The sequence below is a fragment of the Aerococcus sp. 1KP-2016 genome (assembly GCF_002252085.1).
Classification (GTDB): domain Bacteria; phylum Bacillota; class Bacilli; order Lactobacillales; family Aerococcaceae; genus Aerococcus.
In genome coordinates this window covers 19857-46742 of the sequence record NZ_NEEY01000006.1, presented here as the reverse complement: position 1 = coordinate 46742, position 26886 = coordinate 19857, and the positions used below count along the sequence as shown (strand labels likewise).

Here is a 26886-nt window from a genome sequence, read left to right as displayed (position 1 = left end):
TAGCAATTGAGAAGGTTTCTTTCATCTTATTTTTTTTAGACTTACGTAAGCCGAAGGGTACCTTGATTCAGTACCTTGGCGAATGCGTTTAATATTATCTTTATGACGAACAACGATTAAGATGAATACCAACAATGTTACAAGCGTAAGGACCCAATCTTGGTACCATAGTGACAATATCAAGGCAAATGCTACAGCAAAAATACTTGAGAAACTCACCATACTAGTGATGTATAGGGAAATGAAGAATGATGCGATAGCAATTAATGCAAAAATTTGATGGTATGCAAGCACCACACCAAAGGATGTTGCAACAGCTTTCCCACCTTTAAATTTTAAGAAAATGGGGAAAGAGTGTCCTAAGATGGCCATTCCACCAAATAGGAGTGGGTGCCATGAGATACCAAGCGCGGTGGCTAGTAAAACAGGTATCATACCTTTTAGCATGTCACAGACAAAAACAAGGCTTCCGCCTGCTTTGCCAAAGGCACGAAAGGCATTAGTGGTACCGATATTGCCTGAACCAAATTGTCGAATATCTTTTTTATACAGTAATTTACCAATGACTAACCCAAAAGGAATTGATCCGATGAGATAGGCAAAAATAAGTAAGGTAACAATGAGCATGATGTCATTCCTTTCAATAAATCCATAGATTGCCCCTATTATACCATGATTTAAAATCTCTAAGGCAAAATGCTGAGGATTTCTATTATGAAAATAAATGTTACTTGTTTTCATAACTAGTAAATGGCGAAATGGTTGTTACTTCATTTTATCGTAAAATGGGCTATAATAGATAGGTTGCGTATGAAACACGATGAATAAGTTTCACTTTGCATTTGGCAAATCAACGTTTTTAATATATTATGAAAAAGATTGAAAGTGGGGTAGACGATTTGGCCAAACCAACAAATAACAATAATAATGAATCAGTATATGATGAAAGTTCCATCCAAGTACTGGAAGGGTTAGAAGCAGTTAGAAAACGCCCGGGTATGTATATTGGATCTACAGATGCAAGAGGATTGCATCATTTAATTTATGAGATCGTTGATAACTCGATTGATGAAGCTTTAAGCGGTTATGCAGACCATATTACGGTAACATTAGCTAAAGATGGGTCTGTCATTGTCGTTGATAACGGTCGTGGTATGCCTATTGGTAAACATACGAGTGGTAAACCAACAGTAGAAGTTATTCTAACCGTTTTACATGCAGGAGGTAAATTCGGCGGATCAGGTTATAAAACATCAGGGGGTCTACATGGGGTAGGTTCATCAGTTGTAAATGCCTTGTCTAGCAGATTTATTGCAACTGTTCACCGAGATGGCAAAGAATATCATCAAGAATTTACCAATGGTGGAAAACCAGGCAAACCCAAAACGGTTGCTTATAAAGGTAAAATAACGGGTACCAAAATTCAATTTTATCCGGATGCAGAGATCTTTGGTCATATCAAATTCGATGCTAGCACAGTCCGTGAGCATTTAAGAGAATCGGCCTTCCTATTGAAAAATTTACGAATTGATTTTATCGATGAAGTGAATGAAACAGAAGAAACTTTTCACTATGAGGATGGTATCAAAGCGTTTGTAGGATATCTGAATGAAGATAAGGATAGTTTACATGATATTGTTTACTTCCAAGGAGAAGAAAATGGTATCGAAATTGAACTAGCCTTCCAATATAATGACGGCTATTCTGAAACGGTATTATCTTTTGTGAATAATGTCCGCACCTCTGATGGGGGTAGCCATGAAGCTGGTATGCGTACAGGGTTAACTAAGTCATTTAACGAGTATGCACGTAAAGTGGAATTATTAAAAGCGAAGGAAAAAAACCTAGAAGGAACAGATGTTCGTGAAGGTTATACAGCGGTATTATCGCTACGTATTCCAGAAGAAATTCTACAATTCGAAGGTCAAACCAAATCTAAATTAGGTACGCCACAAGCTCGTTCAGCAACAGACAAAATGGTTTCTGATAACTTGGGTGTCTATTTAATTGAAAATGGAGAAACCGCGCAGATGCTTGTTCGTAAAGCCTTAAAAGCAAGGGAAGCACGTGATGCTGCACGAAAAGCACGTGATGCGACACGAGGTGCTAAAGGAAAACGTAAAGAAGTATTACTATCTGGTAAATTAACACCTGCCCAAGGACGTAATGCTAAGAAAAATGAATTATTTCTAGTCGAAGGGGATTCTGCCGGTGGTTCAGCCAAACAAGGGCGTGACCGTAAATTCCAAGCAATTTTGCCTTTAAGAGGTAAAGTTTTAAATACCGAAAAAGCTAGCATCCAAGATGTGCTTAAGAATGAGGAATTAAATACGATTATCTACACAATTGGTGCCGGCGTTGGCGCGGAATTTGAGGTAGAAGACTCAAATTATGATAAAGTCATTATCATGACCGATGCCGATACCGATGGTGCACATATCCAAGTACTATTATTAACCTTCTTCTATCGCTATATGCGACCTTTAATTGAAGCTGGAAAAATTTATCTAGCAATGCCCCCTTTATATAAAGTGTCTAAGGGTAAAGGTAAAAATGAAGTCATAGAATATGCATGGACTGATGATGAACTTAAAGCAGTTACACAAAAAGTTGGTAAAGGGTATATTCTTCAACGATACAAAGGTTTGGGTGAAATGAATGCTGACCAGTTATGGGAAACAACAATGGATCCAGAAACGCGTACATTAGTGCGGGTAACGATTGACGATTTATCATTAGCAGAAAAACGTGTATCAGTTTTAATGGGTAATAAAGTGGAACCTCGTCGTAAATGGATTGAAGAGAACGTTGCCTTCACTATGGATGAAGATGATACGTTATTGAAAAATGCAGGGGATAAAGATACGGCACTAAATGATGATGTAACTGAAATTATTGAAGTGCAGAATAAAGTGAGTAGCACTAAGGATGGGCTTGATGAAGACCAAGACTTAGATCAACTCCAAATAAATTTATTTGATGAAGATGGTGATTATTAATGGTTGATATTCAAAAATTAACATTGGAAGAGGTTATGGGCGACCGTTTTGGACGATATTCAAAATATATTATCCAAGACCGTGCATTGCCAGACATCCGTGATGGATTAAAACCAGTACAACGCCGGATTTTGTTTGCCATGTTCCAAGAAGGAAATACATCGACATCAAATTTCCGTAAATCTGCTAAAACAGTTGGTAATGTTATTGGTAATTACCATCCACATGGGGACTCTTCTGTTTATGAAGCGATGGTCCGGATGTCACAAGATTGGAAGAACCGTGAAGTATTAGTTGAAATGCATGGTAACAATGGTTCTATGGATGGCGACTCAGCCGCTGCCATGCGTTATACGGAAGCACGATTATCTAAAATCGCAGACGAATTATTACGCGATTTAGATAAGGATACCGTTGAGATGATTCTAAATTTCGATGATACAGCAGAGGAACCAACAGTGTTGCCTGCAGGCTATCCAAACTTATTGGTAAATGGTGCTACAGGTATTTCTGCAGGATATGCTACGGAAATTCCACCGCATAATTTAGGTGAAATTATCGATGCTACTGCCTATTTAATTGATCATCCCAATGCCAGTGTAGGCAAGTTGATGGACTTTGTACCAGGGCCTGATTTCCCAACAGGGGCCATCATTCAAGGGAAAGATGAACTTAAAAAAGCATATACTAGCGGACGTGGCAAGGTGGTTGTTCGTTCTAAACATCATATTGAAACAGACCGTTCTGGCAAAGAAAAAATTGTAATTACCGAAATTCCTTATGAAGTGAATAAAGCGAATCTAGTACGCCGAATGGATGAATTACGCTTGAATCGTTCGATTGATGGTATCCAAGAAGTGCGTGATGAATCTGACCGTAACGGGTTACAAATTGTGATCGAGTTGAAAAAAGAGGCAAGTTCTGACGCAATCCTAAATTATTTTTATAAGAATTCAGATTTACAAATCAATTACAACTTCAATATGGTAGCAATTAATCACCAACGTCCAGAGCAAATTGGTTTAAAAGAAGCTTTATTAGCATATATTGAGCATCGTTATGTAATCATTCGTCGACGTACGACTTTCGACTTAAACAAGGCGCAACGACGATTACACATTGTTGATGGACTAGTGAAGGCGATGTCTATTCTAGATGAAGTGATCGCGGTAATTCGTAATTCTAAAAATAAATCCGATTCAAAACAAAACCTGATTCGGGAATTTGATTTTTCAGAAACACAAGCTGAAGCAATTGTCAGTTTACAGTTATATCGTTTAACGAATACAGACGTTACAGCCTTACAAAACGAACGTTTACAGTTAAACGAAGAAATTGCATCTTATCAAGCCATCTTAAATGATGATAAATTATTATACGCACGTATGAAGACGGAATTGAAAGCTATTAAGAAAGCCTATGCGTCAGAGCGTCGTACTGAGATTCAAGATGAAATTGAAGAAGTTATTGTGAAGAAACAATTATTGATTTCTGAAGAAGATGCCATCGTGGTCGTTACACGTGGTGGCTATATTAAACGTTCTACTATTCGATCATTCAAAGCATCAGGTGTTGAAGAAGTAGGGCTCCGCGATGGTGACCATGTATTGTATATGGCGAAGCATACGACTTTGGAACAGCTTGTCTTTATCACAAGTAAGGGGAACTACATTTTCCAACCAGTGTATGAGCTACAAGATATCCGGTGGAAAGATTTAGGTGAACACATTTCGCAAAGAATTTCGTTTGCTAGTGATGAATATATTATCGGGGTCTTCCCTTATGCAGAAAATAGCAAAGATAATTTGTTGCTAGCAACTGCTCAAGGGATGATTAAACAAACTGGTTTAAGTGAGTTCAAAGAATTCCGTGGATATAAAAACAAAGCTGGGGTTGCTATGACTTTATCGAGTGATACTGATCAAGTCATTAGCGTATACAAAGTTGATTCATCAACTGACCAAACAAAAGCACAAGTTATTTTAACCACACACTTTGGTTTTACTTTACGTTATCCAATTGAAGAAATCTCAATTATTGGTGCCCGAGCTAAGGGTGTGAAATCAATTAACTTGAAACAAGATGATTATGTCATCAGTGCCGTATATGCTGCTGAACCAAATGATAATTTACAAATCATGATGGTAACTCAACGTGGTCATATGAAACGGATGAAATGGGCTGAAATCAATGTTTTAGGCCGTGCTAAACGTGGATTGGTAGCCTTGAAAGAGTTGAAAGCAAATCCGCATCGTATTGTAGCCGCCTTTTCTGTAGAAGATACCAACCAAATGTTTGAAGTGATTTCAAGCCACGGTAAGATACTTCTTTTACGCGCTGGTGATATTCCTATCGCTAACCGTTATTCTAATGGCTCTATGCTGGTAGATGAAAAAGAAAATGGGCAAATTACTACAGTGACACCAATTATTGACTATCAAAACTTTCAAAGCGAAAACTAAATTTTTATAAAATTGAATGCCTACTAAGCTTTTGTATTGTCTTAGTAGGCATTTTGTTATATTGTAGAAGAAGTTCATAATTATATCATTTTGTATCCATAACTAGATAAAATTAATAGTAAACTTTTGAAGGAAGTAAATTGATAGGCGTTTATCGATGCAGAATGAAACGAAAGAATCGATAAACGATGAAGGAGAAGTATATGCAAGAAGTAGTGATAGTAGCTGCAAAGAGATCAGCTATTGGGAAATTCGGCGGACAATTTAAAAACATTTCAGCCGTTGATCTAGGTGTACAAGTATTAAAACAAACAATGGCTTCAATAGAATTAGATCCGCAGACAGTTGAACAAGTCATCCTCGGTAATGTTTTGAGTGCAGGTCTAGGACAAAATGTTGCACGTCAAGTTGCATTAAAAGCAGGCTTATCTATAGAATCAACGGCTGTAACCATTAACCAAGTGTGCGGATCTGGGTTACGATCTGTGATGATGGCTGCACAAGCAATCATGTTAGGTGATGCAGAGGTGGTTGTAGCAGGCGGAACGGAGAATATGACCCTCGCACCATATGTAATTCAATCTGCACGTTGGGGCCAGAGAATGGGCTCAGGTGAGATGATTGACACGATGCAATATGATGGCCTAACAGATGCCTTTTCAAATCAACCAATGGGGATTACAGCTGAAAATATTGCTGAAAAGTATCGTATTTCTCGCAAAGATCAAGATGAATTTGCTGCTTTTAGTCAGCAAAAGGCGATTGCAGCCATGGAGGCAAACCGCTTTGTTGACGAAATCGTTCCGATTGAAATTGTAAGTAAAAATACGAGTCAAATGATCATTACTGATGAAAGCCCTCGTTCTGGTATTACGGCAAAACGTTTGGGCAAATTAGCACCAGTATTTAAAGATGAAGGTACTGTTACGGCTGGAAATTCATCAGGAATTAATGATGGTGCGGCCATACTGATTTTAATGTCTAAATCCAAAGCAGAAGCGTTAGGTATTCAAGAAATGGTATCAATCGCTTCTTACGCAACGGGAGGGGTTGATCCTGCTATTATGGGGACTGGTCCTATTCCGACTACTAGAAAAGCATTAGCAAGGGCTGGAATCACGGCTAAAGATTTAGACTTGGTAGAAGCAAATGAGGCATTTGCTTCACAAGCTTTATGTGTATCAGAAAGTTTAGACTTGGATATGGATAAAGTAAATGTAAATGGTGGTGCAATTGCTTTAGGACATCCAATTGGTGCCTCTGGTGCCCGTGTTTTAGTGACGCTTATTCATGAAATGCAAAAAAGAAAAGCTGTACATGGGCTTGCTACGTTATGTGTTGGTGGAGGCCAAGGCGTATCGATGATTGTGAAACAAAATATCTAATAAAGCATATTATTTGGATATAAGTGTCATCATGCTACAATGATGATAAAGATGAACAATCTAAGAGGAGTGTAAGCATATGACAATTCCAAATTATATTGCACATGAGGGTACTGAAATCCCACAAATTGGGTTTGGTACTTATAAACTAAAAGGATTTAGTGGTGTCGATTCCATTCAATCAGCACTAGAAGTTGGTTACCGTTACCTGGATACTGCATATAACTACGAGAACGAAGCAACCGTTGGTGAAGCAATTCGCCGTTCGGGCATTGCACGTGAAAATATTCAAGTTGCATCAAAATTACCAGGACGCTATCATCATTTTGATGATGCATTAGTCACCATTCAAGAATCATTATTACGTGCTAACTTGGATTATTATGATTTTTATTTAATTCATTGGCCAAATCCAAAAGAGGACCACTATGTTGAAGCATGGGAAGCATTAATTGAAGCCCAAAAACGTGGTTATGTGAAACATCTTGGAGTAAGTAATTTCTTACCTGAATACATTGAGCGGATAGAAAAGGAAACAGGCGTATTACCAGTATTAAACCAAGTGGAAATGCATCCATACTTCCATCAAAAAGAACAACGAGCTTATGATGCATCTAAGGGAATTATTACTCAATCTTGGTCACCTTTCGTACGAGCAAATGAAAAGATTTCTGAATCCGTACTAGATAATGAGGCACTAATTGCACTAGGTGAAAAATATGGTAAGACGGCTGGTCAAGCCATTCTTCGTTGGCAATTACAAATGGGTGCAATGCCAATTCCTAAATCTGCCAAACGTGAACGTCAAATTGAAAATTTGGATGTGTTTGACTTTACTTTGACGGATGAGGATTTACAAGTATTTGAAACGTTAAATAAACCCGACGGACGCGCTGCAAATCAAGATCCTTCATTCTATCAAGAATTTTAGTTTTGTTGAAAAAAGGAATTTTTCTCAGTCTTAGAAAAGTTCCTTTTTCTATTGGGAATTATGGTAATATATGAATATAAACAATTATAAAAGGGGCTTAAACATGGATAAAATTTTAGTTTTTGGACATCAAAATCCAGATACTGATGCAATTACATCAGCTATTTCATACGCATACTTATTAAATCAAAAAGGTTTAGAAGCAGAAGCTGTTGCATTAGGCGAAATCGGCGACGAAACAGCATTTGCCTTAAAAACATTTGATCAAGAACCATTACGTGTTATTGAAACAGCGGGTTTTGAAACAAATACTGTTGCGTTAGTAGACCACAATGAGTCACAACAATCCGTTGCAGATTTGAAAGACTTAGAAGTATATGCAGTTGTTGACCACCATAAAATTGGTGACTTTACTTCTGCAGCACCATTGTCTTTCCTTACTAAACCATATGGTTGTACCCAAACAATTCTTTTTGAATTATTCCAACAAGAAGCTATTGAAATTCCTAAAAATATTGCTGGTTTAATGCTATCAGCAATTATTGCCGATACTTTGCTATTTAAATCTCCTACAACTACAGAACAAGATAAAATTGTTGGTGAAAAACTAGCAGCGATTGCTGGTGTAGATGTAGCGTCTTATGGTCTAGATTTATTAAAATCTGGTACGAATGTAGATGCAAAATCAGCTACTGAAATTGCTGAAGGCGATGCAAAATCTTTTGAAATGGGTGGCAAACCAGTACGCATCGGTCAAATCAATGTTGTAGATGTGGATGATGTCTTAAAACGTAAAGAAGAAGTATTAGCAACTATGCAAGATTTAGTAACTGATAATGACTATTCAGCATTTTTATTGGTAGTTACAAACATTTTAACAAGCGACTCTGAAGGTTTACTTGTCGGTTCTGAAGACTTTATCCAACACGCTGAACAAGCTTTTGGTGCTAAGGTGACAGATAATCAAATCGCTTTACCAGGTGTTGTTTCACGTAAAAAACAAGTTGTACCACCATTAGAAAAAACATTCTAATAAATTTTTGAGAGGATTGGCCGATCGGTCAGTCCTTTTTTGTTAATTTTAATGGCTTCAAAAGCCGTTATAAGAGGTGTCTTGACAACTTGTATATACAAAAATGTACTTCTTTATCCATTGTCATTTTTGTATCCGCTTCCTAAGAATCGTATTTTTATTGGATTTGTGTTAATTAATCTTAAGAATTTTTGAAATACAATGTAACCAATTTTGTTTTTTGCAAGGATAATTGTGGAATATGTAACGCTTTGCGTTATAGTTGCATTGTAATGAAAGCGCTTAGTTGCACTGGATTTGATTAAATTCTAGGAGGATTTTACATGAGTGAACAAGAAAAATACATTATGGCAATTGATCAAGGGACTACTAGTTCCCGTGCGGTAATATATAACCATAAGGCAGAGACAATAGCGAGTAGTCAAAAAGAATTCGAACAAATCTTTCCTAAGTCAGGTTGGGTTGAACATAATGCCAATGAAATTTGGAATTCTGTGCAAGCAGTAATTGCCGGAGCTTTTATTGAAGGTGGCGTTCGTCCAAATCAAATCGCAGGTATTGGGATCACCAATCAACGTGAAACAACAGTTGTTTGGGATAAAGAAACGGGTAGACCGATTTATAATGCAATTGTTTGGCAATCTCGTCAATCAGCGCCAATTAGCCAAAACATAATTGAGCAAGGCTTGAAAGACGAAATTCAACAACGGACAGGTCTTGTGGTAGATGCCTACTTCTCAGCAACTAAAATTCGTTGGATTTTGGATCATGTTGAGGGTGCACAAGAACGAGCTGAAAAGGGTGAATTACTGTTTGGTACAATCGATACATGGTTGTTATGGAAACTAACAAACGGTGAAGTGCACGTAACAGATTATTCAAATGCGTCACGTACCATGTTAATGAATATCTCGACACTTGAATGGGATGACGAAATGTTACGTCTATTGAACATTCCAAAAGTAATGTTACCTGAAATTCGTTCAAACTCTGAAGTATACGGTCATACAGTTGGCTTCCATTTCTACGGCCATGAAGTACCAATTTCTGGTATGGTTGGTGACCAACAAGGGGCGTTATTTGGACAATTAGCAACAGAACAAGGTACTGTGAAATCTACTTATGGTACTGGTGCATTCATCGTTATGAATGCTGGTAATGAATTAAAAATCTCTAAAAATAACTTATTAACTACTGTAGGCTATGTGATGAATGATGAAGTAACATATGCACTAGAAGGTTCGGTATTCGTTGCTGGTTCTGCTATTCAATGGATCCGTGATGGTCTTGAATTAATTGGAAATGCGGCTGAATCTGAAGCGTTAGCAAATCAATCTCAAAATGAGGATGAAGTATACTTAGTACCTGCATTTACTGGTTTGGGTGCACCATACTGGGATTCAGATGCTCGTGGTGCAGCGTTCGGTATTACACGTGGTACAACAAAAGCTGACTTCGTCAAAGCTACCTTACAATCAATCGCTTACCAAGTTTGTGACATTACTGATACAATGAAGAAAGATACAGGCATTGATGTACCTTTATTAAAAGTTGATGGTGGTGCTGCAATGAATGGATACTTAATGCAATTCCAATCAGACATCACAGGTATTGAAATTGCTCGTGCTGCAAACCTTGAAACTACTGCATTAGGTGCAGCATTCTTCGCTGGTTTAGCTGTTGGATACTGGAAAGACATTGATGAATTAAAATCATTTAACAAACCAGCCCAAACATTTGAACCAAAAATGAATGACTCTAAGAAAAAACGCTTATACGGTGGTTGGGTAAATGCTGTTCGTGCAACACGTGCTTACTCTCAATACTTTAACGAGGAAGAAACAGAAGACAAGGATTAGTACGACCAGGAGGAGTGACAAAATATGTCAAAATTATCTTATAAAAGTAGACAAGCAACAATTGAAGCATTAAAAGAAAACCAATACGATTTGTTCATTATCGGTGGGGGTATTACAGGTGCTGGGGTGGCTATTCAAGCAGCAGCCTCAGGATTAAAAACAGCCTTAGTAGATATGCAAGATTTTGCAGAAGGAACATCAAGTCGTTCAACAAAATTAGTCCACGGTGGTATTCGTTACCTGAAAAACTTTGATTTAGAAGTAGTATCAGATACCGTGACAGAACGTGCAACAGTACATAACATTGCACCACACATTCCACAACCTGATCCAATGTTGATGCCCTTGTATGATGAACCAAAAGTAACATTTAATCCATTACGATTACAAATTGCGATGGATATCTATGATTCATTAGCTGGTGTGAAAGATACTAAATATGCAAATGAAATGTTGAGTAAAGAAGAAGTGTTAGAACGTCAACCTGATTTAATGCAAGAAGGATTAATCGGTGGTGGGAAATACTTAGACTTTAATAATAATGACGCCCGTTTAGTTATCGAAAATATTAAACAAGCCAACGATGATGGTGCTGACTTATTAAGTCACGCTAAAGTAACAGGTTTCGAGTACGAAAATGGCAAAATTGTGGCTGTTCAAGTTGAAGATAAACTATCTGGTGAAACTTTTACTGTCAAAGCACATATTGTCATCAATACAACTGGTCCTTGGTCAGATACAATTCGTCAATTGGATGGTGAAGATGATAAACCGGCACAAATGCGCCCAACAAAAGGTGTTCACTTTGTTGTTGACCGTGCAAAATTAGACGTTTCTCAACCAATTTATTTTGATACAGGTGAACAAGATGGTCGTATGGTATTCGTATTACCAAGAGAAAATAAAACATACTTTGGGACAACAGATACTGATTATACAGGTGATTTTGAACATCCAACTGTTACGCAAGAAGATGTTGACTACTTGTTAAAAGTTGTGAACCATCGTTTCCCTAAAGCGGGCTTAACTATTAATGACATTGAAGCTTCTTGGGTAGGATTGCGTCCATTAATTGATTCTAATAATGCATCTGACTACAATGGTGGTGACTCAGGTCGCTTGTCAGAACGTACCTTTGATGAATTGGTTACATTATTTGATGGTTATGGTGATAAAACAGTAGAACGTGCTACCGTAGAAGATAAATTACAAAGTATTTCGTCAAATACTTCAGAACGTGGTGATGCTAGCCCATCTAGCGTTTCTCGTGGATCTGATTTATCTGTATCAGCAAGTGGTTTATTCACTTTAGCTGGCGGGAAATTAACGGATTACCGTAAAATGGCTAAAGGGGCAATGGAACAAGTCATCCCTGCCTTAACAGCTATTACTGGTAAAGCATTCACGCTTGTTCAATCAGCAACATATCCTGTGTCTGGTGGACAATTTGATCCAAGTGCTTATGATACTGCAATGGACCAATTTGCCAATATTGGTGCTGCACGTGGTCTTGCTTACGGAGATGCATTAAAATTAGCGAAATTATATGGTTCAAATATGTACCGTGTACTAGCTTACTTACCAGTTGCCAAGGATTATGCTGAAAAATACGACTTACCAATTGATATCGCAGTTAGCTTAATATATGCAATCGAAGAAGAGGCCGTTTATACACCTTTAGACTTCTTTGCCCGTCGTACAACCTTAATGTTATTCCAACACGATAAAATGCTTGCTGTTAAAGATGGCGTACGCCAAGTAATTGTTGACTATCTAGACTTAGATGCTGACATTGCAGATGCTCAAGCGAAAGCTTTAGACGAAGAAATTGCAAAAGCAGAATTACAATATTTAAAATAGTCATTTTAAAAGACATATGTACAATTTCAGTGTATAATAAAGATTAAAATTTTTTTGAGGAGGAAGAAAAATGCAAGGTTTTATCGGAGAATTAATCGGTACTTTCTTATTAGTACTATTAGGTTGTGGGGTTAACGCAGGTGTTAACTTAAACAAATCAAATTCACACAATTCAGGTTGGATTGTAATCACTATGGGTTGGGCTTTCGCTGTTACAATCGGTGTTTACGCTTCTGGTTTCTTATCAGCAGCGCATTTAAACCCTGCCGTAACAATTGCGTTTGCAGTTAACGGTTCATTCGCTTGGGGCGAAGTTGTTCCTTACATCGCTGGTCAAATGGTAGGTGCTATCTTAGGTGCCGTAACAGTTTGGTTAGCTTACCACGAACAATTTGAAGCAACAGAAGATAAAGGTGCTATCTTAGGTACTTTCTCTACTGGCCCACAAGTACCAAACACTGTTTGGAACTTAGTGACTGAAATCATCGGTACAGCAGTATTAGTAATTGGTGTTATGGCATTAGGTGCTAACCAATTAGCTGATGGTTTAAACCCAATCTTAGTTGGTGCTATTGTAGCAGCAGTAGGTTTATCATTAGGTGGTCCTACTGGTTACGCAATCAACCCAGCTCGTGACTTAGGTCCTCGTATTGCACATGCATTCTTACCAATTTCTGGCAAAGGTGACTCTAACTGGTCATACGCTTGGATTCCAATTGTAGGTCCAATCATTGGTGCTGTAATTGCAGCATTATTATACAACACAGTCTTACCATTATAATTTTAAAATAATGAAAAACGCGTCAGCCTTTAAAAAGGATGGCGCGTTTTATTATGCAAATTTTAGTGAATGGGGCGGATGTTTTTTTCTAAATAGACTACATCTAGCCATTGATCAAATTTATAACCCATGTTTTTACAACGACCATATTCAGTGAAACCATGTTTTTGGTGGAATTTCAAAGAAGTTTCATTAGTCCCTGTAACAAGTGAAATTATTTTATAAATAGCAGGGTAATTTGCTAAAATTTCATCCTCTAAGGCATGATATAGCTTACCGCCAATACCATGAGCTTTAACATGTGGGTCGAGATAGATTGAAATCTCTTTTGTAGGATTATAGCCTTCATAAGATCCAGCGTCGCTCGTATAAGCATAACCAATGACTTTATCATTAAATGTTGCAACTAGGAAAGGATTCGTGCCTTGACGTTCCTTAATTTGTTCTTCCTTTAAAGAGACATCAGTTAGGTCAATTCTAAATGAATAAGTTGTTGTTTGAATATAATAGTTATAAATATCAGTTAATACAGGAGCATCTGATAAGACAGCTTCACGAATGTTAACTTGGTCAGCAGTAATAGTTGGTGCGTTTGTAATTATTTCTGTCATTAAAATCTTCCTAACATATCAATATGGTAATACCATTTTATTTTACCACGGTAAGTAATTGATGACTAATACAAATTATTGCTAGCGATTGATAGGGGTAGGTTATTAAAGAGGGACATAGAGGCTGTTTTTTCATATAGGCTTAGCTTTAAATAATATATGTTATGTAAACTAAAATATACAAACGTTAAAGCGTAGCTTTACCCAACAATATTTATCACATTTAGGAACATATGTTTGGTATAATGGATTCTATGATATATGTTACATCTAAGGAGTTTTATTATGAACCAAGAATTCAATCCAGATGATTTCTATGAACGTTACGCTGCTTATTTAGCTCAGAAGCAATCCAAAACAAAGGAATCTTATTTAAAAAACATTCGACCCTTTTTAACTTATCTCAAGAAGTTATCAATCGTTAATCCTACATATCATGATGTCGAACGTTATTTCGACGACTTAATTAATCAACCTAGCCAGACACATATCATGATCAATGATATTGATTATGATGAGTTATCTGATCAACAACGACGCGCTTTGGATCAATTTCGCTATAAGGATCGTACAATTAAATCTTACCGTAACATGCTCAATCAGTTTTTTAAATGGTTAGAACGTGAGCAATTATATGAAAATATTGTTCAACGTGCGAATAATAATATACCAGTCCCACATGGTCATGCTAAAGATGCCTTAGATATTGAAGATGTTGAAAAGTTATTAGCTTATTTAAGCGCTGGTAACGATACACTTGTTGGCAAGCGTGATTATGCAATTGTACTACTTGCTGTTACCACTGGATTACGTACAATTGAGCTGAGTCGTGCGAATTTTGAAGATATCCAACGTCGTGGTATGAATACTGTTATCTATGTACAAGGTAAAGGACGTCGAGAAAAAGATGAATTTGTCATTATTCCGCGTAAAACTAAGGAAGTTATCAGAGATTATACGAATTTTAGAGAAAACCAAGGTTACATGATTAATAGTGACTTAGCGCCTTTATTTGCTTCTCATGGCAATCGTAATAAAGGCGGACGAATGTCTACCAGATCGATTTCTAGGCTTATTTCTGCCGCTTATGAAGCCGTGGGTATTCATTCATCCAAGATTACACCACATAGTTTAAGGCATACTGCAGCTACACTAAGCCTTATTAACGGTGGTAACTTACGAGAAACCCAGAAAATGTTGAGACATTCAAGTGTTCGCACTACAGAAATCTACGCACAAGATTTAAATGAAGATTTAAACACATCTAGTCAGCTCATTGAAGACCTGATTGACCAGTCAAAAATTCTAAAAATGGATGAAGTTTTAAGCAAAAAACCTGAATCAGAATAAACCAAAGCCCCCTCTTTTAATAGTCAACTGAGGGGGCTTTTATATTTGGATAATTGAATAATGGTTTAAAAGCTTGCTATAATAGTCTTTTTTATACTTTCCTATTGAGAGGGCTATTTTTACCTCCTTCTATGTCCGCTAAGGGTAATTAGCAGACATAGAAAGTATATTCATTTGCTATCTGTATTTGTTTACACTCTCGCTAATAAGTCACCAAGATATTCAGCTAGTGCTAGCATGCCAAATTTTTGTGCAACTTCTTCTGCGTCCGCATTATAATTTGTATTGGTGTTAACGTCGTAAGCCCATTTTTGTCCGTCTGCCGTTACAATAAATTCTACTGCTGCTACCTGGATATTTTCTACTTTTAGGAAGTTTTCAATCTTATGAATTACTTCTTTGCTTAATACCCCCTCAACGATTTGGAATTTATCCGGTGTAGATTGGACCTGCCCTTCACTTGGAATTTGGCAGTTATCTGCTGGGCACAATTCAAAACCGTCTGAAGAATCGATGCTGACGACATAATGGAATTTACCACCAATAAATTCTGACCGGTATACCCTACCATTTACTGGCTTAACGTAGGCTTGAAGTAAACTAATCCCATCAACTGAATCTTCAAAGAAATCACTATTAACATAGTCTTCTAGCTCTTCAATTCGGTCAAATAGGTTTACCCCAAGCCCTTTACCTGCCCGGTTGTGTTTAATAATAAATGGGAAAGTATCGAGTTTTTTAGCTGCTTGGATAATTTCTTCTTTACCAACTGCAGCAATCGTTTTAGGCGTTTGGATACCTGCTTTTTGTAAGGCTAAATACTGCTTAATCTTGCTGACTTCAAGTTCAATTGCGCGACTACCATTCACCACGCTGGCCTGATGGCTTTCTAACCATGGTAAAACTTGGCTAGTTAATTCAGGTGCATAGCGGTGGTCTCTTGTGTGTGAAGAAGCAGAAATCCGGTTATAGAAAACGCCTGCTGGTGGTGTATCTTGAATGTCTACTAGCCCTGTGTCTAGAAACCAAGTGTCATAAGGAATAGACAGTTGGTCTAGTCGTCTAGTTAAATGTTTTGTCCAATCATCGTTTTCGTGGATGATATATACTTTCTTGTCGGTCAAATTGTTGCGCCTTCTTTCTTTTTAATTTTAGTGAATACTGGCAATTTTGCGCCTTCTGTTTTGGCAATAATAGTCGCTGCTAAAGCATTTCCAACCACATTTAAGGCTGTTCTACCTGCATTTGCGAAGAAATCAATGGATACCAGTAAGGCAACTGCTTCAGATGGTAAGCCTAATTGGTTTGCAGTAGCAAGAAGCACGACAATGGCCCCTGATGGTACTGTAGCGATTGTTTTAGTAATAAAAGTAAGAAATACTACTAAAACGACAAAATCAGAAATTGTTAATGAAGCATCATATATGTTCATTATAAAGGAAATAGCTAAAGATACATAGATTGCTGCACCACCTAGATTTAGTGTGTAGCCTAGGCACGTTACGCCAGATGAGATCACTTTTGGGACTTTATTTTCTTCTAAGCGTTCGATAAGTGAAGGTAATACAACGCTTGAACCGCCTGTAATAAAGGCGATAAAGCTCAAGTCAGAGATGGATTTAAATAATGAAATATAGGATACCCCGAAACAGTAAGCAATGATGGGATAGATTACTAAGGCGGCTGTTAGGTATGCGATGTATAGCCAAAATAGAAAACTGAATACAGAAGAAATACCTGAAATTCCATATATTGCAACGTCATAGGCTAGGAATCCGAAAACCCCGATTGGTGCAAATTGTATGGCATAGTCAACCATTTTAAAGATGGCCGTTTTCCAAGAATTAAAGAAAGAGATAACTGGCTTTGCTTCATCACCAATTGCGATTAGGCCTATACCGAGGAAAATAGCAAAGAAAATAATTGGCAATAAGCTACCATCAGCTAAAGTTTGAAAGATATTGCTTGGAATAATACTCAAGATGAAATCTTGTAAGTTAATCCCAGTCGCAATCCCATCAAGTGATTCGGTAGAGATTTCACCAAGTGCAACATCACCACCAACATTCACTAGTCTACCAAATACCAAGGTCAAGCCGATCAAAAAGGTGGTTACGAGGAAAAAGTAGCCAATCGCCTTAAAGATGACCTTTCCTAGTTGATTCCCACCACCGATTTCTACCACTGATAAGACAATTAATGGAAAAACGAGTGGCACGACGAGCATTTGGATGAGGTTCATAAAGAGATCTCCCAGCATACCAAAATGACTACTGATGCCTGGGAAAAAGTACCCAACGGCGATACCTAAAATGGCAACTATGAGTATCTGTACCAATAAATTAGGTTTTTTAAACATACATATTCCTCCAATCATTTATCAAGACCTACTTTAGTTTGCTAGCAATAGGTCTCTAATAGCTTGTCTCGTAGTATAGCACTCAGGATTTTATAGTAAATAATCGAATATCGGTCATTATTGGTCTAAAATTAAAACACATTAATTACCGAACAGATGTGATGTAGTGCATACATCGTGAAGTATGGCGGAAATAAAGACAATTTTTATAAATTTCCTAAATAACGCATATTTTAATCGTTCAGTTTCCGTAATATTGGCAATTAAATATAATTTCCGTTATAATGGATATCAAGGAGGTGCCTCATGTCTAAAAACTATATAGCGATTATCGGTGACTTAATTGATTCAAAAAAATCAGCTGACCGAGAAAACTTACAAGAAAACTTATTAGAAAGTTTTGCTACAATTAACCAAAACTACGGTGACATCATCGCGTCAAAATTAACGATAACCTTAGGTGATGAATTTCAAGTGTTGATTAAACCTCATCACCAAGTGTTTCAAATGATAGATGACGTCCAACGACTCATTCCCCACCCCATTCGCTTCGGGATTGGTTACGGGTCAATAGCCACAGAGATTGATCCTGAAGTCAGTATAGGCGCAGATGGCCCTGCATACTGGCACGCTAGAAGCGCCATTGAATCAGTCAAGCAACACGATTACAGCGGTAATTTACGTCAAGCCTTCTTTGGTCTAGAGGGAAAAGATGACACCATCAATACCCTGCTCTTGCTGACGGATACTATCCGGTCAAGTTGGACTAAAACCCAGCTATATGTCTTCAATGGACTTTTAGCGACGGGAATTTACCAGCAATCATTTAATCAAAAAGCACTTGCTAAAAAATTAGAATTATCACCCTCAGCTTTAAGTAAACGACTAAATTCAGCCAATATTAAAATCTATCTAGCTGGAAAAGAACAGCTGGCACGTTTCATTCAGGAGGTCGATGATACTGATTCATAATGCCATCACACTCGTATTATTAATTTCCCACTTTCTAGGTGATTACCATTTTCAAAGTGAGAAACTGTCAGAAGCCAAGAGAAAGAGTCACGCCGCTCTTGCAAGACACCTAGCTATCCATGGATTACTTTTGTTTATATCATGGTTACTCACTTGGCAGTCGAATATGATTCTCTTATTTTCAGCTGTATGGCTAGGACATATCATCATTGATTTACTGAAGGTGACCTTGCAACGAAAGTGGATATTCCAGGCAGAACCGATTCCTTATATTTATCTGATTGATCAATTGCTTCATATTTCATTGATTGTCGTCTTAAGTCAGGTTGTTTTCCCGGCATCCGGTGACGTCTCCGTATCCATACCTACATTGGTCTTGAAATGGACCTTACTGACGGTATTAATAACCAAACCCGCGAACGTTACCTTTAAAGTGCTTTTCAATCAATATCAACATTACACCGACGATAAAGTTGACCAAACTGAAATAGTCACTGTTCCTGGTGCAGGCGCTATGATTGGGAATTTAGAAAGAATTTTATCAGCTATATTCCTGTCATTAAATGCCCTATCTTCCATCGGCTTAATCTATACTGCGAAGTCTATTGCCCGCTTTAAACTGATTGAGGAGAACCAAGGATTCGCCGAATACTATTTAATCGGTACCTTATTTTCCATCCTATTTGTCGTCGTATCATACTTTTTTATATTTTAAGAGACATCTTACTTAGCGATTTAGGCGATTGTTAAGTAAGATTTTTTTGTGACGCCCTTCACTTAAACTTATAAGATATATTTGGGGTCCTACAAACCTATGTAAGCACTTTAATTTTAATCTTTTTCGTCAAAAGTTTGATATTTGTCAAGGAAGACGACAACCTGACTAGCGTATACTTGGGTGGTGAAATAGTACACAATATACTGAAAGTGGTGAAAATACATGGATTTTAAATTCACTGATGAACAAGAACTACTCCGTAAGATGATTCAAAAGTTTGCGGAAAAAGAAATTGCCCCAAGATACGAAGAGATTGAAAAGGAAGGCTACCAACAAGACCTAACGGATAAGATGGCGGATGTTGGGATTGTAGGGATTGCTGTCCCTGAGGCTTATGGTGGCGCTGGCTACGACTTTGTAACCCAGACTATGGTGATTGTTGAACTAGCAAAAGTTAACCCTGGTGTTGCCTTTACCCTTGAAGCCCACTGGAAAGCAATCGACCAGCTTGTCATTTATGGTAGTGAAGAAATCAAGGCCCGTTGGTTACCTAGGCTAATCGGGAGTTATTTACCTTTGGACAGACTGAGCCAGCTAGTGGGTCTGATGCTTCTACCCAACAAACAACAGCTGTTCAGACTACAGATGGTTGGTTATTGAACGGGAATAAGGCTTTCTTAACCAACGGTGTCAAAGCCGCATCTATGTACCTTATTTTAGCCATTACCAGTCCTGAAAAAGATACCGAACATAGCCGGACTGTCTTTATCTTAGATAATCAAAATCCTGGTTTTGAAAACGGTCGTGTTGAAGAGTTTGTGGGGATGCGCGGATGTCCAGTCGGCGATATTTACTTGTCAGATGCCATTGTTCCGGATATTGACCGCTTAGGTGCTATTGATCAAGGGATGGAAATTGGACACAATGCCCACCATACAGCCCGGTTTTTAATGGGTGCACTAGCGGCTGGTATTCAAGATGCCGCCTTGAAAGCTTCTATCAACTATATTCAAGAGCGTGAACTATTTGGCGGTAAGATGTCTCACCTTGATGGGATTAAATTTAGAATCTCTGATATTGCCATGGGCTTACATGCAACAAAACTAATCATCTACCAAGCTGCCTGGTTAAGAGATCAAGAAGTTGACCATAAGATGGAGACAACAACCGCTAAATTATTTGGCTCAGACCAAGCCTTGAAAGCAGCTAACCACGCTATGCAAATTTTTGGGGCTTATGGTTACTCCAAAGAATATCCAGTTGAGCACTTATGGCGTGACGCTAAGGCCTTACAATATGCTGAAGGTGCGTATGAAAAACTCCAATTAGACATCGCAAATTCAGTCTTATTTGAATCTAGAGAGGAATTTATGCTATGAAGATCGTCGTATTTATAAAAGAAATCCCTATCAGTAACCACGTTAAAATTGACCCAGAAACGAATAACCTTATTCGGAGTGGTGTTCGCGGCCGTATTAACCCCTTTGATGAACATGCCATTGAGACTGCTGTTCAGTTAAAAGAAAAATTTGGTGGTACAGTATCTGTTGTCAGCATGGGCCCTGATTCTTTTAAATTGAGCTTGCATGAAGCCCTAGCCATGGGTTGTGACGAGGCTTATCTACTATCTTCACGTGCCTTTGCTGGGTCAGATACCTTAGCAACTGCTTATACCCTAGCTCAAGCTGTACGCAAGATTGGGGACGTGGATCTTATTTTGACAGGTTTAAAAGCAATTGATGCGGATACGGGACAAGTTGGCCCATTAATTGCTGAAGAGTTGGATCTACCACAAATCACCAACGCATCCGGCATAGTCGACCTTGATTCAGTTAATCAAACCATTGATGTCAAAAGACATTTGGAAGTGGACCAAGAAATCATCCGTGTTTCTTACCCCTTAGTTATGAGTGTTAGTGATGAAATCAATAAACCGCGGTATCAATCGCCTCTTTTGATTAAACAATCTATGCAAAAAGAGATTAAGGTATGGAACGAGGGTGACCTACATTGTGACCTCGATAGAATCGGTATCAAAGGATCCCCTACTATTGTGACTGAAAGCTTTGTGCCGGAAGAATCAGTCCGTCAGATGACCATGCTTGAAGGGTCGCCGACGGAAGCGGCCGAAGCATTGTTAGCCATTTTGTCAGACAAACATATCATCTAAGGAGGTAAGTCCATGAATCAAGGAAAATCATCAGGTATATGGGTGGTTGCTGAAATTTCAGAAGAAACCATCCACCCTTCAACGCTAGAATTATTGGGTAAAGCCCATGAAATGAGTCAAAATAGCCAAGATAGTGTAACAGCCATCCTCTTAGAAACAAGTCAAACTAATCACGCAGCAAGTCTTATTGGCCACGGTGCTGACCAGGTGTTAGTTGTGAAAAATGACTTATTCGCTGACTTTGACCCTGTATTATCAAAAACAGCTATCAAGCAATTAGCTGACGATTACCAACCAAATATTATTTTATTCGCAGCCACTCTTAAAGGGAGAGCTTTAGCGCCAAGACTACAAGGTGCCCTGCAAACTGGTCTAACCGCAGACTGCCTCGACCTATCTATCGATGATAAGGGGCAGTTGCTACAGATTAAACCCTCATACGGGGACAACTTGATGTGTACAATTCTAACACCAACCCGTCGTCCACAAATGGCCACAGTCCGGCCAAATGTCTTTAACACTCTCCCCTTTGACAATACCCGTCAAGGTGCTATTATAGACATAACAATTGCCCTTAGAACGACCTTATACCTACCAAGTCTTGGAACGAATTCCAGGTGAGCCACAAACGAATCAAATCACTGAGGTAGATAAGGTTGTTGCTGTTGGCCGCGGGATGAAGATGCAAGACAATTTAGTCCATACTGAAAAAGTAGCCGACCTACTTGGCGCAAAAGTTGGTGCTACCCGTCCCCTAGCAGAGAACGGCTGGTACACACATGACGAGCAAATTGGTCAAAGTGGGGTCACTATCCAACCGCAATTACTCTTGAATTTCGGGATTGCGGGCGCCATCCAATATACTGTCGGGATGAATCAGGCAAAATTTGTATTTTCTGTAAATAAGGACCCGAAAGCCGCTATCTTTAAAGAATCAGATGTCGGGTATGTCGGCGATGCGGTTGCTTTTGCCAAAGCTTTAGTTAAACAAATAGAAAGTAAATAACAATGAGGTGAAAATATGTTAGCCCAGGATAAAATCAATGATCTAAGACAATTTGACCTATTCAAAGAGCTTGATTGTCAAACGCTTGAACAAATTGTCCCTTATTTTACTAAGCGCTTGTACAAACGGAATGAAGTGGTCTACGCAACCAATACAGAAGCCCGCTATTTTCTCTTTGTATTAACTGGTAAAGTAAAGATCTTTAAATTATCAGAGTTGGGAAACGAACAAATCATCCGGATGATTGCACCGATGGAATTTACTGGTGAACTAGCCCTATTTGAAGGTATCCGCAAGGCGCATGCCGTAGCTATGGTAAAAAGTGAAATTTACCTGATTGAAAACCAACAATTTAAACAACTGCTGTTGGACTACCCGCAAAAGACCGGTTATTCAATTTCATTTGTAAGGAAGCCGAGTTGGTGAATGGCCACCAAATCTTCTATCACGAGGAAATGAAGCGGTTTTTAGCAGGTTTTTTAGGCATGTCATCTGAAACACTTAGCCGATCCCTGCATCAATTAGCTGATGAAGGTAAGATTAAAGAACGGCATAACCATCAGATTGAAGTCTTTTGTTGAGAAATATTGAGTTAAATTCAACTTCATAAACGTCTATAAGCATCGAACCTTCACTTTAGTTGGAAAGGTTCGATGCTTTTTGCAAGTAGATGCTATTCGCTACTTCAGCAGTTTGTTGTTCAGCACCTGAAACATGACCAATTTGTGTTAGTAAAGCACCGGCTAAGAAACCAGCAATCGCTTGACCTACTTTACTTGTACCACGTTTGATGTAGAAGTCATCAATAACATCTGTTACGTAAGCGTACATTGATATAGAGTAGTAACCCATAACTGTACCAGCAACGATAAGTAAGATGGCAAATACTAATGGATTTTGAATGCTTAATACGAAAACAAGGATATAGATAAAGCCTGCACCGATTAGTGCGAATGATTCAGCTCTTTTGTGCCAAATTTTTTCGTAATTGAACTTACAAATGGTGCGATGAATAAGGCACTTAAAGGCATACTTGCAGTGGCAATTGTTGTAAAAAATTGGGCAAAATAAAAAAAAGAGCAAGTGAGTTTTGACACTCAATTACTCTTTTTTCCATTGTGATTTCGACTTATCGATTCACATTATTGATTGGATTTACCATTTTCGTAAAATAAAACTTGCTCGTCGGCTGGTACCATTGACCCACCCGTTGCCCATGCAATATGAGTCATGTTAGCTACTTTATCTGTTAAGTTCTTATGACGCAGATAGTTTTGCCCCGCTTCAGTATTGAAGAGTCTTTGTGGACCAACTAATCCTGCTGTGGCTGCTGGCTCTACAAAAATATCTTCTACATCTTTCAGTGTTGTTAATAGGCGATTAGACTCTTTGTCAGTCAATGTATAACCACCATCAAAGATGGCTGACATTAATTTAGCTACGATTTGTGAGGTTCTAGGTACTGCTAGACCGTCCATAACGGTTAGCCCATCAATCCCAAAGTCATAAACTGAAATATCAGCAAATTTTTGAGAAATTTGACCAAGTAACATTGAAGGTACATGTGTAGGTTGGGCAAAGAAACAATGTACGTTATCACCATATATTTGTTTTAAGCCATATGTAACACCACCAGGACTACCGCCAACACCACAGGGTAAGTAAACCATTAAAGGATGGTCCTCATCTACAAGGATATCTTGATCAATTAATTGTTGTTTCAGACGTGGTCCAGCTGTAGTGTAGCCTAGGAATAATTGAATGGAGTGTTCGTCATCAATAAAATAAGCGTATGGATCTGTTTCTGCAGATAGACGCCCTTTATTTACTGCCTCTGTGAAATTGGTTTTATGTTCAAATACTTGCACACCATGGCTTCTTAAGTAGTCTTTCTTCCACTGTTTTGCTTCATGAGACATATGTACTTGTACATTGAAACCTATTTTAGCGGACATCACACCTGAAGATATACCCAAGTTACCGGTTGTCCCTACAACCACAGTATATTGTTTGAAGAAATCCTGAAATTCTTTTGAGGCAAATTGTGTATAATCATCCTCGTAGCTATTTAAAAGGCCTTCTTCGAAAGCTAAGGCTTCTGCATGGTGCAATACTTCATAAATTGCCCCACGTGCTTTAATCGTCCCGGCAATTGGTAATAAATCATCACGCTTTAATAAAAATTTACCAGGAAATTGAAATTGGTAAGTTTTTTCTAATGTTGATTTAAAGTCTGAAATTTCTGAAATTGGGGATTCAATTAAACCATCAAGTATTTTTGTATCCTCAAATACTTCCTTGATAAAAGGTGCAAAACGTTTTAGTCGCGCTTCGGCATCTTTGATATCTAGTACGGATACATCCAACTGCCCTCTCAATTGTTTGAAAGGTAAGTGATGATCGTTCAACCATAAGACGGGCTTGCGGTCACGAATATCGCCTAGAATCTTTTCATTATCTTGTTTTATGTTTACGTTCATATTATTCATAGATATATCCATCCACCTTTTTTGTGTATTTAGAAACGTATCTCAACCAAAAAAGTATAGCTAAACAAAGATTGCTAGTCAATATCACTATATTGATGTAATTAATTTTTAAGAATAAATATATTTGTTTTATCATCAAAATGATTCGCGACTCTAGCAGTATAAAATTAGACATATTCTTGAAAAAATTTATGAGCATATCCAGATTGATGCAAAATTTAGTAAAGTAATATATATTCAAATTTTTTTGTATCAATACTGTAATGAATGTATTTATCGGCTATACTTTAATAAGGTACATATAGGGTAATTTAATGTCTTAATCTGTCATTTTTGTCCCACATATTTAATTAAGGAGTTAATAAAAAGCTATGTTAGAAAAACAACGTAATGAAATTGACCAAATCGATCGTGAAATCGTAAAATTATTTGAACAACGTACAAAAATGGTAGAAGAAGTTGCTCGAGTTAAGTTAGCAAACGGAAAGGAAATTCTTGACGTTGGCCGCGAAGCTTTGGTAATAGAGAAAGTGCAATCTTACTTAGAAAACACAGAATTGAAAGACGAATTAGCGGATTTATACACAGAAATCATGCGTATATCTCGTGGACACCAGCAAGCCTGGATGGCCAAACAAGCAGAAAAATAATCGTAAAATAAAAACGGCAACTTTCATAATGAGCTGGAGTTGCGTTTTTGTGCTAATTATTATTTAATGTTGTTTAAACTCTGCTTGGATGGCATCAAGTAATTCAGGATTGGTTAGCACATCAACCCCAGTGCAAGCAAGTGATTCAACAACTTTTTCCATCATATCATAAGCGAATGGTGTTTTTGTTGCATCTCTAAATTCTGGTGTATGACCAATCACTCGTTTCCCATTGGTAATAGAATAATAAGCGTGAATAGATGGCACAACATGGCTTACATCGCCCATATCTAAAGAACCGTTCCCACCCTCTTTTTCTGCAACCATTTCAATACCTACTGCCGCTGCGTTGGCGTTATAAGTCGCAGAAAGTTGTTCATTTGTTACCATGTCTTTATAAATGTTTTCAAAATCATTATGTTTCAGGGTACAACCACTTGCTATGGCGGCCGCGTTCGCACAGTTGATGATTTTCTCGGATAAAACATTCATATATTCAGTATCTAAACCCCGCACATAAAACTCAGCCCGTGTGTATTCCGGAATAATATTAGCTGCATCACCACCATGCGTAATAATGCCGTGAACCCGAGCAGATGGTCGCATTTCTTGGCGTGACGTATTAATATTATTAAATAGGTTGAGCATAGCATCCAATGCATTGATACCTTCTTCTGGTGCTTCGGCCGCATGTGCTGGCTTGCCAAAGAATTCAAACGCAATTGGATGAATAGCCATCGATGTACCAGAAACAGTATTGGCATCTGAAGGATGGGTGCACATAGCAACATCAATGTCATCAAAGACCCCTGCATTCGCCATATCAACTTTTGTACCAGATGTTTCTTCGGCTGGTGTCCCTAATACAATCACGCGTCCCCCGGTTTCGCTAATGACTTTTGAAAGAGCTATCCCTGCACCAGTATCTACTGTACCCAACATATTATGGCCACAGCCATGGCCTATACTAGGTAAAGCATCATATTCTGATAAATAAGCGATTGTTGGTCCAGGTTTTCCAGAATCAAAAGTTGCCCGAAATGCCGTGTTAAATCCTACGTAAGGTGTTTCAACAGTAAATCCGTGTTTTTCAAGAAGTGACACATGTGCGGCAGATGACTTATACTCTTGGTGTCCTAATTCCGGGTGATCGTAGATAAAATCACTTAGCGTTTTTAATTCAGGGGCTAGTTGCGCAACATGCTGATGTAAGGTTTCTTTAATTTGTGTCATCTATAGATACTTCCTTTC

General features: G+C 38.1%; 26 protein-coding genes and 1 pseudogene. 20 read left to right on the top strand and 7 right to left on the bottom strand.

Annotated features, from left to right (window positions below):
• Positions 1–21: 21 nt before the first annotated feature.
• Positions 22–627, bottom strand: coding sequence for a glycerol-3-phosphate 1-O-acyltransferase PlsY (gene plsY, locus B9P78_RS02370; protein WP_148138568.1), 606 nt, complete (start codon positions 625–627; stop codon positions 22–24).
• 272 nt (positions 628–899) lie between these two features.
• Between plsY and parE the strand changes: the two genes are divergently transcribed.
• The 8 genes from parE (at position 900) to B9P78_RS02330 (ending at position 13310) form a co-directional block, all read left to right on the top strand.
• Positions 900–2999: a DNA topoisomerase IV subunit B gene (parE, locus tag B9P78_RS02365; RefSeq protein WP_369824319.1), complete on the top strand. Its 2100-nt coding sequence runs from the start codon at positions 900–902 to the stop codon at positions 2997–2999.
• On the top strand, positions 2999–5461 hold the full coding sequence (parC, locus tag B9P78_RS02360) for a DNA topoisomerase IV subunit A (protein WP_094517972.1): 2463 nt from the start codon (positions 2999–3001) through the stop codon (positions 5459–5461). The genes parE and parC overlap by 1 nt, the downstream gene beginning before the upstream one ends.
• 203 nt (positions 5462–5664) lie before the next feature.
• Positions 5665–6846, top strand: a complete 1182-nt coding sequence (locus B9P78_RS02355; RefSeq protein ID WP_094517971.1) for an acetyl-CoA C-acetyltransferase — start codon at positions 5665–5667, stop codon at positions 6844–6846.
• 79 nt (positions 6847–6925) lie between these two features.
• Entirely contained in the window at positions 6926–7777 is an 852-nt protein-coding gene (locus B9P78_RS02350) for an aldo/keto reductase (protein ID WP_094517970.1), read from the top strand.
• 103 nt (positions 7778–7880) lie between these two features.
• Positions 7881–8810 carry a manganese-dependent inorganic pyrophosphatase gene (locus B9P78_RS02345; protein WP_094517969.1) on the top strand — a complete coding sequence of 310 codons (930 nt, stop codon included), beginning with the start codon at positions 7881–7883 and terminating at the stop codon, positions 8808–8810.
• A gap of 323 nt (positions 8811–9133) precedes the next feature.
• The gene (gene glpK, locus B9P78_RS02340; protein ID WP_094517968.1) at positions 9134–10669 is read left to right on the top strand and encodes a glycerol kinase GlpK; all 1536 of its coding nucleotides are present in this window, start codon (positions 9134–9136) and stop codon (positions 10667–10669) included.
• A gap of 24 nt (positions 10670–10693) precedes the next feature.
• Positions 10694–12529, top strand: coding sequence for a type 1 glycerol-3-phosphate oxidase (gene glpO, locus B9P78_RS02335; protein ID WP_094517967.1), 1836 nt, complete (start codon positions 10694–10696; stop codon positions 12527–12529).
• A gap of 70 nt (positions 12530–12599) precedes the next feature.
• Positions 12600–13310, top strand: a complete 711-nt coding sequence (locus B9P78_RS02330) for an MIP/aquaporin family protein (RefSeq protein WP_094517966.1) — start codon at positions 12600–12602, stop codon at positions 13308–13310.
• A gap of 62 nt (positions 13311–13372) precedes the next feature.
• Here B9P78_RS02330 and B9P78_RS02325 read toward each other — a convergent pair whose 3' ends face one another.
• Positions 13373–13921: a GNAT family N-acetyltransferase gene (locus B9P78_RS02325; protein ID WP_094517965.1), complete on the bottom strand. Its 549-nt coding sequence runs from the start codon at positions 13919–13921 to the stop codon at positions 13373–13375.
• 285 nt (positions 13922–14206) lie between these two features.
• Between B9P78_RS02325 and B9P78_RS02320 the strand changes: the two genes are divergently transcribed.
• Positions 14207–15271, top strand: coding sequence for a tyrosine-type recombinase/integrase (locus B9P78_RS02320; protein ID WP_094517964.1), 1065 nt, complete (start codon positions 14207–14209; stop codon positions 15269–15271).
• A gap of 191 nt (positions 15272–15462) precedes the next feature.
• On the opposite strand, the gene B9P78_RS02315 is transcribed toward B9P78_RS02320, so the two are convergent.
• Entirely contained in the window at positions 15463–16395 is a 933-nt protein-coding gene (locus B9P78_RS02315; protein WP_094517963.1) for a RimK family alpha-L-glutamate ligase, read from the bottom strand.
• Positions 16392–17630 (bottom strand): dicarboxylate/amino acid:cation symporter, encoded by a 1239-nt coding sequence (locus B9P78_RS02310; RefSeq protein ID WP_233487660.1) that lies wholly within the window; start codon positions 17628–17630, stop codon positions 16392–16394. Before B9P78_RS02310 ends, B9P78_RS02315 begins: the two co-directional genes overlap by 4 nt.
• A 306-nt stretch (positions 17631–17936) precedes the next feature.
• Here B9P78_RS02310 and B9P78_RS02305 point away from each other — a divergent pair, with 306 nt between their 5' ends.
• From B9P78_RS02305 to B9P78_RS09985, 10 genes and pseudogenes are all read left to right on the top strand, one after another.
• A complete protein-coding gene (locus B9P78_RS02305; RefSeq protein WP_059134293.1) occupies positions 17937–18602 on the top strand; it encodes a SatD family protein in 666 nt (221 codons plus the stop codon).
• Complete coding sequence (locus tag B9P78_RS02300) at positions 18586–19317, top strand: DUF3307 domain-containing protein (RefSeq protein WP_094517961.1); 732 nt, start codon at positions 18586–18588, stop codon at positions 19315–19317. Before B9P78_RS02305 ends, B9P78_RS02300 begins: the two co-directional genes overlap by 17 nt.
• Positions 19318–19542: 225 nt before the next feature.
• Entirely contained in the window at positions 19543–19980 is a 438-nt protein-coding gene (locus B9P78_RS02295; protein ID WP_094517960.1) for an acyl-CoA dehydrogenase family protein, read from the top strand.
• A pseudogene (locus tag B9P78_RS10000) lies at positions 19956–20123 on the top strand (acyl-CoA dehydrogenase); the annotation flags it as partial. The gene B9P78_RS02295 and the pseudogene B9P78_RS10000, both read left to right, overlap by 25 nt.
• Positions 20124–20144: 21 nt before the next feature.
• Positions 20145–20699 carry an acyl-CoA dehydrogenase family protein gene (locus tag B9P78_RS09995; RefSeq protein ID WP_369824321.1) on the top strand — a complete coding sequence of 185 codons (555 nt, stop codon included), beginning with the start codon at positions 20145–20147 and terminating at the stop codon, positions 20697–20699.
• The gene (locus B9P78_RS02285) at positions 20696–21490 is read left to right on the top strand and encodes an electron transfer flavoprotein subunit beta/FixA family protein (protein ID WP_094517958.1); all 795 of its coding nucleotides are present in this window, start codon (positions 20696–20698) and stop codon (positions 21488–21490) included. Before B9P78_RS09995 ends, B9P78_RS02285 begins: the two co-directional genes overlap by 4 nt.
• 12 nt (positions 21491–21502) lie before the next feature.
• Positions 21503–22111: an electron transfer flavoprotein subunit alpha/FixB family protein gene (locus B9P78_RS02280; protein ID WP_094517957.1), complete on the top strand. Its 609-nt coding sequence runs from the start codon at positions 21503–21505 to the stop codon at positions 22109–22111.
• Entirely contained in the window at positions 22059–22496 is a 438-nt protein-coding gene (locus B9P78_RS02275; RefSeq protein WP_148138567.1) for an electron transfer flavoprotein subunit alpha/FixB family protein, read from the top strand. The genes B9P78_RS02280 and B9P78_RS02275 overlap by 53 nt, the downstream gene beginning before the upstream one ends.
• Before the next feature lie 15 nt (positions 22497–22511).
• The gene (locus tag B9P78_RS09990) at positions 22512–22922 is read left to right on the top strand and encodes a cyclic nucleotide-binding domain-containing protein (protein ID WP_233487659.1); all 411 of its coding nucleotides are present in this window, start codon (positions 22512–22514) and stop codon (positions 22920–22922) included.
• A 29-nt stretch (positions 22923–22951) separates the two neighbouring features.
• Positions 22952–23077 carry a helix-turn-helix domain-containing protein gene (locus B9P78_RS09985; RefSeq protein WP_369824320.1) on the top strand — a complete coding sequence of 42 codons (126 nt, stop codon included), beginning with the start codon at positions 22952–22954 and terminating at the stop codon, positions 23075–23077.
• Positions 23078–23132: 55 nt separating this feature from the next.
• Here B9P78_RS09985 and B9P78_RS09650 read toward each other — a convergent pair whose 3' ends face one another.
• Positions 23133–23579: a hypothetical protein gene (locus B9P78_RS09650; RefSeq protein ID WP_148138566.1), complete on the bottom strand. Its 447-nt coding sequence runs from the start codon at positions 23577–23579 to the stop codon at positions 23133–23135.
• 59 nt (positions 23580–23638) lie between these two features.
• Positions 23639–24976 (bottom strand): D-serine ammonia-lyase, encoded by a 1338-nt coding sequence (locus B9P78_RS02260; protein ID WP_094517992.1) that lies wholly within the window; start codon positions 24974–24976, stop codon positions 23639–23641.
• A gap of 380 nt (positions 24977–25356) precedes the next feature.
• Here B9P78_RS02260 and B9P78_RS02255 point away from each other — a divergent pair, with 380 nt between their 5' ends.
• Positions 25357–25635: a chorismate mutase gene (locus B9P78_RS02255; protein ID WP_094517954.1), complete on the top strand. Its 279-nt coding sequence runs from the start codon at positions 25357–25359 to the stop codon at positions 25633–25635.
• A gap of 63 nt (positions 25636–25698) precedes the next feature.
• Here B9P78_RS02255 and B9P78_RS02250 read toward each other — a convergent pair whose 3' ends face one another.
• Positions 25699–26868, bottom strand: a complete 1170-nt coding sequence (locus B9P78_RS02250; RefSeq protein ID WP_094517953.1) for a M20 family metallopeptidase — start codon at positions 26866–26868, stop codon at positions 25699–25701.
• Positions 26869–26886: the final 18 nt, after the last annotated feature.